Below are 13,284 nucleotides of genomic sequence, written 5' to 3' on the forward strand. Positions count from 1 at the left end.
GAACGGGATGAACTTCTGCCTGAGTGACCTCGTACCACCGCTGAGGTGGAGCGACGCGGCCGCTATCACGCTGCTCAACGCCCATCCCGGCCTGCCCGACGCCTGGTGGCGTTCGCTGCCCATGCCCAGCGTGCTGGCCGCGATCGGACCCGAGCCGCTGGGCGACCTGCTCACGGAGATCGCCCTGGAGCACTGGCCCGCCGCCGCCGTGGGCGACGTGCTGCCCGCGCTGCACGTGCTCGACCCCGACGAGGCCGACGAGCCCCACGTCGCCATCGCCCTCGACCGGGCGGGGTCGTGGCCGGGACTGCTCAACCTGACCAGCCGCGAGCTGATGGACCAGCCCTTCATCCAGGCGCGTCAGGTGTTGTCGACGTTGTTCTCGGCGACCTTCGTACGGCTGGCGCCGGCAGCGGGGCCGCTGTCGCCGCCACAGCTCATCGAGAAGCCCGAGCCACTCGCCCGGCCTGAGACGGGACGGCAGAAGACAGCGACCGGCCACGGCCGGGGGGCTTCGGTGGCGGCGGCTGCAGCTGCGGCCGCACCGGCAGCTGCGGCCGCACCGGCAGCGGTGGCCGCACCGGCAGCGGCGTCAGAGGCGGCCTCGGCGCCCGAGTCGGCGGCGTCGAAGGGCGCGGCGCCGGAGGCGGCGAACGGCGCTGCGGAGCCGACGGCAGACGCGGCCCTGGCCGCCGAGCCGGTGGCCGACGCCGAACCGGTGGCCGACGCCGAACCGGTGGCCGACGCCGAACCGGTGGCCGACGCCGAACCGGTGGCCGACGCCGAGCCGGTGAACGAAGACGGCGCGGCTGACTCTGCGGCAGACGCCAAGCCAGCGGCAGACGCTGAACCGGTGCCCGACGCTGAACCGGTGGCCGCGGCTGAACCGGTGGCCGCGGCTGAACCGGTGGCCGCGGCTGAACCGGTGGACGCGGCTGAGCCTGTGGCAGGCGCTCAGGCGGTCGCTGACGGCGGCGGGGCGGCTGAGGCAGAGGCGGAGGAGCCGGGGGCGGCGCCCGCGTCTGAGGACGCCACCCACGAGCCCGCAGGCGCCCCGGTCGGCGACGCACCCGAGCCTGTGAAGGCCGCGCACGCTGCCGAGCCCGTGGGCGCCGAGCTTGTGGACGCTGAGCACGCCGCCGAGCCCGTGGGCGACGCCGAGCACGCCGAGCACGCCGCCGAGCAGGCGGACGGTCCCGAGGCCCAGCTTGGCGAGCCTGAGGCGCAGCACGCGGACGTGCCCGAGGCCCAGCACGCCGAGGGACCGGGCGGCGAGCCCGAGCGCGACGAGCACGAGCCCGTCGTCGCCGTGGTCGCCGAGGCTCCCGACGACCCCGTCCAGGAGCCCCCCGCCCTCCCCCTCGTCGTGGAGAGCGCCCCCCACCATCTCCACGAGCTCGTGGAGGCCTCCTTCGCCGGTCTCGACGACAAGAGCTGGGCCGTCGCACAGAACCGCGTCTTCACCGACACCCCCTCCGCCCTCGACCAGCTGGCCAAGCTGTTCGCCGTCCCCGCGGCCGAGTTGCAGGCCGTGGAGGCCGACCTGCATGCCCGCCTGCGCCAGTGGCTGGACAGCCATGAGGCGGCGCCGTACAGGGAGCACCTCGAGTCCGTGCGTCGCGCGGTCGGTCAGAACCCGTCGAAGGAGCAGCTGCTCCAGGCGGCCGACTGGCACCGGCTGGAGGTGCGCCCGCTCGAGGTCCCGGCGTGGCAGTTCGTCCTGGCCACCCTGAACGTGGCACCGCCCCAGCCGCCCGCGGAGGCGCCGCAGGCGCCGCGCTTCCAGCCCCCGGCGGCCCAGCAGCAGCAGGATGCCCGCCCGTTGAAGGATGTCGCGCTGACCAAGCGGTGTTTCCGCCAGCCCGACGGCCGCTGGTGGTTGCGGGTGGACGTCACGGCCGAGCAGCTCCAGGGCGGCGAGTGCCCGCTGCCGAGCGGTTTCGCCGCCTATCTGAACCTGAACCCTGGCGAGAGCCGTACGGTGCGCAGTGCGGCGGGTGAGCTGGCGCTGAGCTGGCACGGCCGCCCGGTGCTGGAGTCGGTCGGCAAGTTGTTGCAGGATGTCGGCGCCAAGGAGGGCGGCCACCTGTTCCTCACGCTGTCGGACGAGGGCGTGTTGCGGGCCAGGCATCTGCCGGTGGCCTCCGACAGCGCGGAGCCGATCACGAGGGCGTTGCGCCTGGTCGGTTACACCGCTCCTGGCGGCACGCTGGACCAGGCGGCGAGGGTGATCGCGACGAGGATCGGGATGACGGGCCCGGTGAGCCTGTCGGACCTGAAGGCCAGGCTCCGCGAACGCGGTGACCGCGACCTGCTCGCCCTGTTGGACTGAGCCGTATGCCGCGCCTCGCGATCGGCCCCGATCTGCCCAGCGCACTGGCCGCGCCAGTGGGTGGGCTCGGGCGCGGGCCGGCGCTGGCGGCGTTGCGTCTGTTCCTGGCCAACGCGGCCGGGGCCCCGCATCCGGAGAGGGTGCGGGGGGCGCGGGACGCGCGGGTGCAGACGTTGCGCCTGGCGGAGGGCCTGCGCGGGGTTGTCGTACGGCAGCGCGACGTCTATTGGCTGGTCACCGCGCTGCCGGATGCAGAGGCGTGGGATTTCGCCAACCGGCACAGGTACAGCGTCAACTCGGTCATCGGTGTCGTGGAGGAGTGGGACGCGCAGGCGCTGGGCTCGGTGGAGCCGGCGTTGCGCCGGTCGGCGGGCGCTTCGCGGTTGTTCGACCCGGTCTGCGACGGCGATCTGCTGGCGCTCGGCATCAATGTGTGGATCCTGCCGCTGATCAGGCACATCACCACCGAGGCCGACGTGGAGGCGATCGAGCCGTTCCTGCCGCCGACGCAGCATCGTCCGCTGGCCGTACTGGCTCGTGGCGGGACGATCACGGAGGCGTGGCGGGAGCTGGACGAGTGCCGGGCGATCGACGCCGATCCCGGTCCGGTGGATCCCGACGACCTGCATCAGGCGTTGCTGCGCAGCCCTGACCGCGCGGTCTTCGTGGGTGACGTCGAGGAACTGGAGCGGCGCCTCGACGCGCCCGACTGGTGCACTTTCCTCCATCCCCCGCAGCACCGGCTGGCCCGCTCGCATTACGATCACCCGGTCCTGGTCACGGGCGCGGCGGGCACGGGCAAGACGCTGATCGCCCTGCATCGGGCCGCCCATCTGGCGGAGCACGGCGAGGGCAGGGTGTTGCTGAACACGTTCTCGCAGAGCCTGCGCGAGGAGCTGTCGAAGCGGCTGGACACGCTGGTCGAGGACGCGGCGGTGCGCAAGCGCATCGACGTCGACAACGCCGACCATCTGGCGCTGCGCCTGGTCGCCGACGCCGAGGGCAGGCAGCCCGCCCTGGTCGGGCCGGGGGCGCGCAACCTGACGGACCTGACCGAGGAGGCGGCGCGGCTGCTCAACGCCCCGCCCGGCGACCTGCTCGGCGAGGTGCGCAAGCCGTACAGGCACATCGTGGTCGACGAGGGGCAGGATCTGAGCCCGGCCCAGTGGCGGCTGCTGCGGGCGGCCGTCCCGCACGCGGATGACGACTTCTTCGTGCTGGGCGATCCGCACCAGCGCGTCACGGATCACCGGGTGACACTGGAGCAGGTCGGCATCCTCGCGACCCATCACACGCTCAAGCTCTCCTACCGGCTGCCGCAGGAGCTGCTGTCCTTCGGCGTACGGCTGCGCGGCGGCGGGCCGACCGACGGCCTGGTCACGGGGGTGTCGGAGCTGTACGGCTATCGCGCGACGCGTCATGGCGAGCGCCCGATGGTCCGCGCCTACGACTCGCCCGAGGCGGAGCTCGAAGGGCTGGCGGCCACGGTCGACGGCTGGCTGGCCGAGGGGGTGGCGCCGGATCGGATCGCGGTCGCGGCGCGCACGACGGCGCTGGCCAGACGGGCGGGCAGGCTCCTGCAGGGCCGCGACGTCCTGGTGACGACCTTCTACGGGCTCAAGGGCCGGGAGTTCGACCGGGTGGCGTTGTTCGCGGTCTCGGAGGGCATCGTGCCCGACCCGCCGCCCGACGATCCCGGGTCGCGCGCCAGGGCGCTGCAGCGCGAGCGTAGCGTGCTGTTCGTGGCGTGCACCCGGGCTAAAGCTTTGCTCTATATCTCCCACTTTGGGAGGGGCAGCCCGTTTCTGTCGTTCTAATCACATACCCTGAACTGCGGATATCTCTCCCTTGCCGGTTGGACCTCGATGAATCTCAGCCTGAGCGACCTTGCGCCACCGGTGCGCTGGACCTCCCCCGGCCAGATCGCACCGATCGCGGAAGACGCCGACCTGCCAGAAGCATGGTGGCAGGCGGTCCCCTTCGACCGTGCCTGCGCCATCGTCGGCCTTCCACGGGTGGCCGACCACCTGGCCGACCTGGCGATGGCCTGCTGGGGGCACCTCCTGCTCGGCGACATCCTGCCGCTGCTGCGCCTGTCGGACCCCGCGGAGAGCGAGCGCACGCCCGAGTCGCTCGGCCGCGACGTCGTGCAGAAGCTCTTCATGGGCGTCTTCGAGCGTCTGCTGGAGCCGCCCTCGCAGGCGGCGCAGGTGCGCGCGGCCCGTCCCGACCGGCCGCTGCCCGAGGTGATCGACGAGATCTTCACCACGCTCGACGAGCGCCAGCGCGCCATCGCCCGCGACCGGCTCTACGCCGCCAACCGGGTCACCCTCGACGACCTGGCCCAGCGCTTCAACGTCACCCGCGAGCGCATCAGGCAGATCGAGCGCGACCTGCGCGACCACGTCGACGGCTGGCTCGCCTCCCCTGACGCCCAGGCCCTGGTCGCGCACGTCACCTGGCTGCGCGGGCGGCTCGGCTCCGCCGTACCGGCCGACGACCTGGCCGCCGCGGTGCCGTGGCACCACGAGGTGCTCAAGACGCTCGACATCCCGACCTGGCGCTTCGTGCGCACGCTGCTCACCGGCTACGAGCAGGCCGACGGCTGGCTGGTCGTGGGCGGCTCCGACGAGCTCAGGGAGAAGACCCGCCAGCTGTTCGCCGACGGGCCGCGCCCGGTCGCCGAGGCCGTCGCCATGGTCGCCCAGCTCGGCGTCCGCGAAGACGTGGCCGAGCGGTGGATCGAGGCCGTGCCGCAGCTGCGGCTGTTCGAGGGGCACGTGGTGCCCTGGCCGCGCTCGATCAACGAGAAGGCCGAGGCCGTGCTGGCCGTCTCGGGCGACCCGCTGTCGCCCGAGGAGATCCAGGAACGCATCGGCGAGGACTACTCCCTGGTCGGCATCCGCAACCAGCTGACGGCCGACGACCGCTTCCTGCGGGTCGACCGCAACAAGTACGGCCTGACCCGCTGGGGCGGCGACGAGTACCTGGGCATCCGCGAGATGATCGCCCGCGAGATCGAGCGCGCCGGGGGCGAGGCCTCCATCTCCACGATCGTGACCAACCTGACCTCGCGCTACGACGTGAGCGAGAGCTCGGTGCGCGCCTACGCGGGCGGTCCCGGCTTCGAGCGCACCCAGCGCGGCTGGGTCAGGGTCGCGGGCACGGGCGGCGCCGGCTCCGAGGCCGCCGAGCCGTACCAGCCCCGCAAGGACGTCTCGGAGACGCGGCGCAGTTTCCGTTCGCGCGACGGGCGCTGGTGGCACCGGGTCGACATCAACGCCGAGCACCTGCGCGGCTCCGGCTCGCCGCTGCCGACCGGGTTCGCCGCCTACCTGGGCATGGCTCCCGGCGGCTCGCTCACCGCCTCCGCCCCCTCGGGCGACGTGGTGATCTCGTGGCACAACCAGCCGACGATGGGATCGATCCGCAACGTGCTGGCCGAGTTCAAGGCGGCCGACGGCGACCACGTCTTCCTGACCGTCTCCGACGGCGGCGAGCTGCTGACCAGGTTCCTGCCCGGCGCCCACCCGGGGATCCCGCCGCTGGCCAGGGCCCTGCACCTCATCGGCTACACCGCCCCGGTGCAGTCGGAGGCGGAGGGGATGCGGCTCATCGGGGCCAGGATCGGCCTGCCCGACACCGCCGCGCGCGAGGAGATCGTCACGAGGCTGCGTGAGCGGGGTGACCGCGACATCCTGGGCTACCTCGGAGAGTAGGCTCGGTTCATGTTGCGGCTCTACGACACGCGAACCCGTCAAGTCGAAGAGATCAGGACCGGCCGGCTGGTCCGCATGTACACCTGCGGACCCACGGTCTACCGCTACGCCCACGTCGGCAACCTGCGCTCCTACCTGCTGTCGGACCTGATCCGGCGGGTCCTGGAGCGACAGGGGGCCCGGCTGCTGGTGTGCCAGAACATCACCGACGTCGGCCACCTCGTCGACGACGCCGAGATCGGCGAGGACAAGATCGTCATGCAGGCGCGCGCCGAGGGCCGCTCCACGCTCGACGTCGCCCGCTTCTACGAGGAGGCCTTCCGCCGCGACACCTCGGCCCTGAACCTCCGCCCGCCCGAGCACACCCCGCGCGCCACCGAGACCATCGACCTGATGATCGAGCTGATCGCCAAGCTCATCGAAAAGGGCCACGCCTACGTCGTGCCCGACGGCTCGGTGTTCTTCGCCGCCGAGACCTTCCCCACCTACGGGGAGATCTCCGGCAACCGGCTCGAAGACCTCAAACCGGGTCACCGCGTCGAGGGCGTCGACCCGCGCAAACGTTTCCACGCCGACTGGGCCCTGTGGAAACACTCCGACCGCGAGTTCGTCTGGGACACCCCCTGGGGCGGCACCGGCTTCCCCGGCTGGCACATCGAGTGCTCGGCCATGTCGCTGTCGCTGCTCGGCGACCGCATCGACCTCCACACCGGCGGCATCGACCTGCGCTTCCCCCACCACGAAAACGAGCGCGCCCAGTCCGACACCGCCGCGGGCACCGAGGTCGTGCGCCACTGGGTGCACGGCGAGCACCTGCTCTTCGACGGGCGCAAGATGGCCAAGTCGACCGGCAACGTGGTGCTGCTGCCCGACGTGGCCGAGGCCGGCCTCGACCCGCTGGCCGTACGGCTGGCGTTCATGGAGCACCGCTACCGCCAGCAGCTGAACCTGACGTGGGACACCCTGCGCGCGGCCGACCGCACCCTGAGCCGCTGGCGCGCCCGCGTCGCCGAATGGGCCGAGTCGCCCTCCGCGCCCCTGGCCGCCGATCTCGTACGGCAGGCGGAGACGGCCTTCGCCGACGACCTCGACACGCCCGCCGCGCTCCGGGTGCTGCGCGAGATCGAACGATCACCGGATCTCGCGCCAGGATCGAAGTTCGAGACCTTCCTCTACCTCGACTACGTGCTCGGGCTGGAGTTGTCTGCCCAGATCGGCAAGGCGGCGGTGCTGCCGCCCGGCGCCTCCGAGCTGCTGGAGCAGCGCGAACGGGCCCGCGAGGCGCACGACTGGCACGCGTCCGACCGGCTGCGTGACGAGCTGGCCGCCCTGGGGGTGAAGGTCGCCGACACGCCCACGGGGCAGGTCTGGTCGGCCTGATCGGTCCTCCCAGCCAATGCACTCGGTAAGCGCTTCCGCATGATCCGAACCGCCCCCGGTTGTCCACAGGGCGACCAGAAGGTGGTTCGGGCATCGGCACGGAGCTGCCACACTTGTGCAAGAGCAGGTCAAGGGAGGGTTTGGCGATGTTGAGGCCGTTTGCGTGGATGCCGCGACCGCTACGCTGGCTGGCGCGCGTGCTGACGGTCGTCCTCGCACTGGCGCTGGTGCTCGCCGGCGTGGTGGCGTGGATCGTGCGCGCGTCCTTCCCGCAGCTCGAAGGCAGCCTGACGCTGCCCGGGCTGTCGGCCAAGGTCGACGTCTACCGCGATGCCTTCGGCATCCCCCACATCTACGCCGACACCACGGAAGACCTCTTCATCGCGCAGGGCTACGTGCACGCCCAGGACCGCTTCTGGGAGATGGACTTCCGCCGCCACGTGACCTCGGGACGCCTGTCGGAGCTGTTCGGCTCCGCCACCCTCGAGCAGGACAAGGCGATCCGCACCATGGGCTGGCGCAAGGTCGCCGAGCAGGAGCTGCCCGAGCTCAAGGAGGAGACCAGGCGCTACCTCGACTCCTACGCCAAGGGCGTCAACGCCTGGATGAAGGCCAACGTCAACGCCTCCGACCGCAGCCTCGAATACTCCGTGCTGAAGCTCACCAACTCCGGCTACCAGCCCGAGCCGTGGACCAGCACCGACTCGGTGGCCTGGCTCAAGGCGATGGCGTGGGACCTGCGCTCCAACCTCGAGACCGAGATCGACCGGGCGCTGGCGGCCACCAAGCTGCCGCCCGACCGCGTGGCGCAGCTCTTCCCCGCCTACCCCTTCGACCGCCACACCCCGATCGTCGAGCAGGGCACGGTCTTCCAGGGCCGCTTCGACCAGGACGGCGAGCCCGAGCTCACCGCCGCGAGGCCCACCTCCTCCGGTCCGGCCGGCGCCGCCGAGTCGCTCACCAGGGCGGCCGAGACGTTGTCGAAGGTGCCCAACCTGATGAGCGTCGAAGACCGCGACGGCATCGGCTCCAACTCGTGGGTGGTCTCCGGGCAGCACACCACCACCGGCAAGCCCATCCTGGCCAACGACCCGCACCTGTCGGCCCAGATGCCCAGCGTCTGGTACCAAACCGGGCTCCACTGCCGCACCAAGTCGCCGTCGTGCTCCTACGACGTCACCGGCTACTCCTTCTCCGGCGTCCCCGGCGTGATCATCGGCCACAACGACCGCGTCGCCTGGGGCTTCACCAACCTCGGCCCCGACGTGGCCGACCTGTTCATGGAGAAGGTCGAGGGCGACACCTACCTCTACCGCAACGAGGTGCGCAAGCTCGACAAGCGCTCCGAGACCATCAAGGTCGCGGGCGGCGAGCCGGTCGTGCTCGAGGTGCGCTCCACGGTCCACGGGCCGCTGGTCGGCGAGGTCATGGACATCGAGCCCAGCCAGGGCGCCAACGCGGTGGCGCTGCAGTGGACCGCGCTCACCCCCGGCTCCAGCGCCGATGCGATCTTCGCGATGAACCTGGCGCAGAACTGGGAGGAGTTCCGCGTCGCGGCCTCGCAGTTCGACGTGCCCGCGCAGAACCTGGTCTACGCCGACGTCGACGGCCGGATCGGCTACCAGGCGCCCGGCCGCATCCCGGTCCGGCTCAAGGGCGACGGCACGGCGCCGGTGCCCGGTTGGAGCGGCGAGTACGACTGGAAGCCCGAGCCCATCCCCTTCGAGCAGTTGCCGACGCTCGCCGACCCGGCCGCAGGCGTGATCGTCACCGCCAACAACGCCGTGGTCGACCCCCGCCGCTACGCTCCCCTGCTGACCAAGGACTGGTCGTACGGCTACCGCAGCCAGCGCATCGCCGAGCGCCTGGAGCAGGTTCTCGGCCAGGGCAAGATCAGCCCGGAGCAGATGTCGCAGATCCAGATGGACTCCGTCAACACCTTCGCCCCCGTGCTGACGCCCCACCTGATGAAGGTCAGCCTCGCCGGTCCCGCCGTCGAGGCCAGGGCAAGGCTCGAGGGCTGGGACGGCACCCAGACCCTCGACTCCAAGCCCGCCGCCTTCTTCAACGGCGTCTGGCGCCACCTGCTCAAGCTGACGTTCGACGACGACCTGCCGGAGGCGGCCCGCGCGACCGGCGGCGACCGCTGGTACGAAGTGGTCCGCGCGCTGCTGGAGCGCCCCGACGACGTGTTCTGGGACGACACCACCACCGCCCAGGTCGAGACCCGCGACGACATCCTGCGCCAGGCGATGGCCGACGCGGCCGCCGAGGTCGGCGAGCGCACCTGGGGCGAGACCCACACCCTGACGCTGACCAACCAGACCTTCGGCACCTCCGGCATCGCTCCCGTCGAGTGGCTGTTCAACCGCGGGCCCTTCGGCGTGCCCGGCGGCAAGGACGCCGTCAACGCCAACGGCTGGAACGTTCAGAAGGGCTACGAGGTGACCTCGGTCGCCTCCATGCGCATGGTCGTCGACCTGGCCGACCTCGACAACTCCCGGTGGATCAACCTGACCGGCAACTCCGGGCACGCCTTCCACGACAACTACTGGGACCAGGCGTCGTTGTGGACCGAGGGCCGCACGCTCCCGATGCTCAGCGACCCCGCCTCCATCCGCAAGGCGACGACGCACACCCTCCAGCTGCTCCCTGGGTCGTAGCCGACGACGGGACGCCGGGCCGATTCCGTGAGGCGCGGCCCGGCGGACCCTGGAGGCATGACGCGACTCTGGTACTCCATCGGAACACTGCTTCTCGTGGCCGGCCTGTTCCACCTGGGCGTGCTGGCCGTCACCGGCGGGCCGTGGGACGGGCCTGTCTCCTTCCGCAAGCCCTTCACCTTCGGCGTCTCGTTCGGGCTGAGCGTGCTGGCGCTCACCTGGGTGGCCGGGTTCGTCCGGCTGCGCGGCAAGAACCTGTGGCTGGGCGCCTTCGTGACCGCCTCGGTGGTGGAGGTCGTCTTCATCACCACGCAGACGTGGCGGGGGGTGCCGTCGCACTTCAACCAGGAGACCGCGTTCGACACGCTGGTGTCGCGGTTCCTGGCGTTCGGGGGCGGGGTGCTGATCGCCGTGGTGATCGCGCTGACCGTGGCATCCTTCCGCCGTAATCCCGAAATCTCGCCCAGCATGCGCCTTGCCGTACGAGCCGGTTTCGTCACGCTGTTGCTGGCGATGGCCTTCGGCGGCGTGATGATCGCGCGCGGCATGGTCGAGGTCGCGACCGGCAACCCGCAGCTGGCCTACACGCTGGCGGGCTCGATGAAGCCGGCACATGCCGTCCTGATGCACGGCGTGCTGCTCCTGCCCGCGCTGGCGGCCCTGCCGCTGGCCGAGGCCGTACGGATCAGGCTCGTGCGGTGGGCCACGCTCCTGTACGGCGTCGCGTCGGCGCTGGTGGCCGGGCTCGCGGCCCTGGAGATCACCGTGGTCGGCGCCTCGGCCGCCTCGGTGCTGGCCGCCGGAGCGGTCAGCGGGCTGGGGGGCGCGGCGCTGGCCTGGAGCTACCGGGAGCGCCGCCAGCGGGGCACCCTGCGCTCGTAGCCGCCGTCGTCGAGGTTGGCCAGGCGCTCGAACGGGTTGTAGGACGCCTGGTCACCGCAGATGACCACCGAGGCCGCCATCGCCACCAGGTAGAGCGGCAACATCGGCAGCCCGATGCAGCACGCCCACTGGCTGGCGTGCCGGTTCTCGTGGGTGATCAGGCGCTCGGACAGCTCCGAGTGCTTGGTCACCACGACGTTTCCCACGGTGAAGGCCCCCGCGATCGGGAAGCCGTACCGGTAGCCGAAGGCCAGGATGAGCCCGTGCGGGCCGGGCATCGGGCTGGCGCCGCCCACTTTCGCGATCAGCAGCCCGAGCGGGGTCGACAGGTTGACGACGTTGAGCACTCGCCGGATTCGGTAGCGCCTCTTCACACGACCAGTAAATAATGACCAACGTCCTGAAATCTCCCTCCCGAGCAGGATCATGCGATTCCTCATCCTGGCGGCCCTGGTAGTGACGATGGCTCTGGCCACCGCGGGCGGTCTCCTGATGACCTCCACGGTCTCCCACGAGAACGCGACACCGCCCCGCGAGTCCTACCTCCCGGTCGCCCAGCCTTCGGCCACCCCGACCCCGACGACCACCACGGCCAAGTACACCCTTGTCGCCAAGGTCGTGAAGAAGAAGGACGTCTCCTACCTGGAGGTGTCGATCAAGTACGGCGCGGCGGGCCGTTTCACCGTCAAGCAGAAGGTCTGCAAGGGCTCCTCCTGCAGGACCGTCACCAGCTCGATCCCCGTGACGACCGGCGCCGCGACCAAGACCGTCAAGCTGGGCAAGGGCTCCTACCGGCTCAGCGGCAAGCCCAAGGTGACGGTCAAGGTGCTGCCCTGGCCCACCCGCACGGTCACGGCCACGCCCAAGGTGACGGCCACCGCCACCGTGACGACCGGGCCCACCGTCACCCAGTCGGTGGCCGGACCCACCACCACGATCACCGTGTCGGCCACGGTCACGATCACCGCCACCGCGACGGCCACGGCGACCTCCACGGTCACCGCCACCATCACCGAGACGCCCAGCGGCGGCACCACCACGACCGTCACCGTGACGACCGCGCCGCCCCCGAACGCCGGCTGCGACGCCCCGTGGAACCCCTACCGCTACTACTTCTGCACGACAGAGCCCACGGCCGTGATCACCACCCTGGCGCCCGAGCTGTGCACGTACTTCCAGTGCCTGACCAGCCCGCTCCCCGCGCCGACGGCCGGCCAGCGCCTGATGGCGTGCACCGACGGCAAGATCTTCTGGTCGACGCCGACCCCCTCGCCCGACCCGTGCGCGAACAACGGCGCGCTCAAGGGCGACGTGCTCATAGCCCCGGAACCCGCGGCCGGCGCGCAGGCGCTCACGGCGGCCACCGGGACCCCGACGCCGACGCTGACCCCGGCACCGCCGGGCCAGTAGCGTCACACCGTGCGGTAGCGGCCCTCGTGATAGATCAGCGGGGCCGCCTCCGCCGGGGTGGCCATGGCGACGACTTCCCCCACCACGAGCGAGTGGTCGCCGCCGTCGTGCACCGCCCAGGTGCGGCACTCCAGCGTCGCCAGTGCCTGGTCGAACAGGGTGACGCCGATGTCGCCGTGATGATGCGGCCAGTGGTCGTGCCGCGAGGCCACCGGCCGTCCCGGCTCGGAGAAGTAACGCGAGGCGTCCTCCATCGCGGCGGGCAGAATCGACACGCCCCAGATCCCCGACTCCAGGACCAGATCGTGGAAGCGGGCCCGGCGATCGGCGCAGAACAGCACCAGTAACGGCTCCAGGGACACCGACGTGAACGAGTTGACCGTCATCGCGTGGTCGACATCGCCCAGCCGCGTGGTCACGACGACCACACCGGTCGCGAATCGGCCGACGACACGTCGGTAGGCCCGGGAGTCGACGATCGAACGCACGCAGGTTACTTTATGCCGCTTCCTCGCAAAAGCCATGATCCGCCCGAAGAAGGCGAACACAGGAAAGCGATCACCACTGCTCCCATACCTCCATAGAGGTAGATGAGACCCGCCGAACCGGAAAAGACGAAATCTCCCGCCGAGGGCTGGAGCGACAACCCCATCGACACGATCAGCCAGCCCAGACCCACCGCGGCCGCGCCCATCTTGCCGCGCATCATGCGCCCGGCCGCGAAGGTGACCGCGAACAGCACGATCACCCACAGGCACGCCGCCAGCGGCACCTCGCTCAGCGGCCCGAGCTGCACCGTCCAGGCCTGGCTGAACGCGCCCACCAGCCCCACGACGGCGCCCAGCACGAACAGCATGCCGTACGCCATCCCGGCCATCGCGGACTCCATCTGCCAGAG

Annotated in this window: 10 protein-coding genes; 7 read left to right on the forward strand and 3 right to left on the reverse strand. The window is 71.2% G+C overall.

All coding sequences use genetic code 11. The annotated features are described in order from the left end of the window. The first annotated feature begins 7 nt into the window (after positions 1–7). From ACIBH1_RS32400 to ACIBH1_RS32425, 6 genes are all read left to right on the forward strand, one after another. Positions 8–2,332, forward strand: a complete 2,325-nt coding sequence (locus ACIBH1_RS32400; protein ID WP_397317772.1) for a hypothetical protein — start codon at positions 8–10, stop codon at positions 2,330–2,332. 5 nt (positions 2,333–2,337) lie between these two features. Further along, a complete protein-coding gene (locus ACIBH1_RS32405; RefSeq protein WP_397317773.1) occupies positions 2,338–4,149 on the forward strand; it encodes a UvrD-helicase domain-containing protein in 1,812 nt (603 codons plus the stop codon). Positions 4,150–4,197: 48 nt separating this feature from the next. Further along, complete coding sequence (locus ACIBH1_RS32410; RefSeq protein WP_397317774.1) at positions 4,198–6,051, forward strand: sigma factor-like helix-turn-helix DNA-binding protein; 1,854 nt, start codon at positions 4,198–4,200, stop codon at positions 6,049–6,051. A 9-nt stretch (positions 6,052–6,060) separates the two neighbouring features. Continuing rightward, the gene (gene cysS / locus ACIBH1_RS32415; RefSeq protein WP_397317775.1) at positions 6,061–7,431 is read left to right on the forward strand and encodes a cysteine--tRNA ligase; all 1,371 of its coding nucleotides are present in this window, start codon (positions 6,061–6,063) and stop codon (positions 7,429–7,431) included. A gap of 146 nt (positions 7,432–7,577) precedes the next feature. Further along, a complete protein-coding gene (locus ACIBH1_RS32420; RefSeq protein WP_397317776.1) occupies positions 7,578–10,094 on the forward strand; it encodes a penicillin acylase family protein in 2,517 nt (838 codons plus the stop codon). 57 nt (positions 10,095–10,151) lie between these two features. After that, complete coding sequence (locus ACIBH1_RS32425; RefSeq protein ID WP_397317777.1) at positions 10,152–10,976, forward strand: hypothetical protein; 825 nt, start codon at positions 10,152–10,154, stop codon at positions 10,974–10,976. Here the strand turns inward: ACIBH1_RS32425 and ACIBH1_RS32430 are convergent. Then, positions 10,937–11,350 carry a hypothetical protein gene (locus ACIBH1_RS32430; RefSeq protein WP_397317778.1) on the reverse strand — a complete coding sequence of 138 codons (414 nt, stop codon included), beginning with the start codon at positions 11,348–11,350 and terminating at the stop codon, positions 10,937–10,939. The genes ACIBH1_RS32425 and ACIBH1_RS32430 overlap by 40 nt on opposite strands. Positions 11,351–11,402: 52 nt before the next feature. Between ACIBH1_RS32430 and ACIBH1_RS32435 the strand changes: the two genes are divergently transcribed. Further along, positions 11,403–12,386: a hypothetical protein gene (locus tag ACIBH1_RS32435; protein ID WP_397317779.1), complete on the forward strand. Its 984-nt coding sequence runs from the start codon at positions 11,403–11,405 to the stop codon at positions 12,384–12,386. A 2-nt stretch (positions 12,387–12,388) separates the two neighbouring features. Here the strand turns inward: ACIBH1_RS32435 and ACIBH1_RS32440 are convergent, their stop codons facing one another. Continuing rightward, positions 12,389–12,874 carry a flavin reductase family protein gene (locus tag ACIBH1_RS32440; protein ID WP_397317780.1) on the reverse strand — a complete coding sequence of 162 codons (486 nt, stop codon included), beginning with the start codon at positions 12,872–12,874 and terminating at the stop codon, positions 12,389–12,391. 5 nt (positions 12,875–12,879) lie between these two features. Then, entirely contained in the window at positions 12,880–13,275 is a 396-nt protein-coding gene (locus tag ACIBH1_RS32445; RefSeq protein ID WP_397317781.1) for a DUF6113 family protein, read from the reverse strand. Positions 13,276–13,284 lie beyond the last annotated feature (9 nt).

This window comes from Nonomuraea sp. NPDC050663 (assembly GCF_044456985.1).
Taxonomy (GTDB): domain Bacteria; phylum Actinomycetota; class Actinomycetes; order Streptosporangiales; family Streptosporangiaceae; genus Nonomuraea.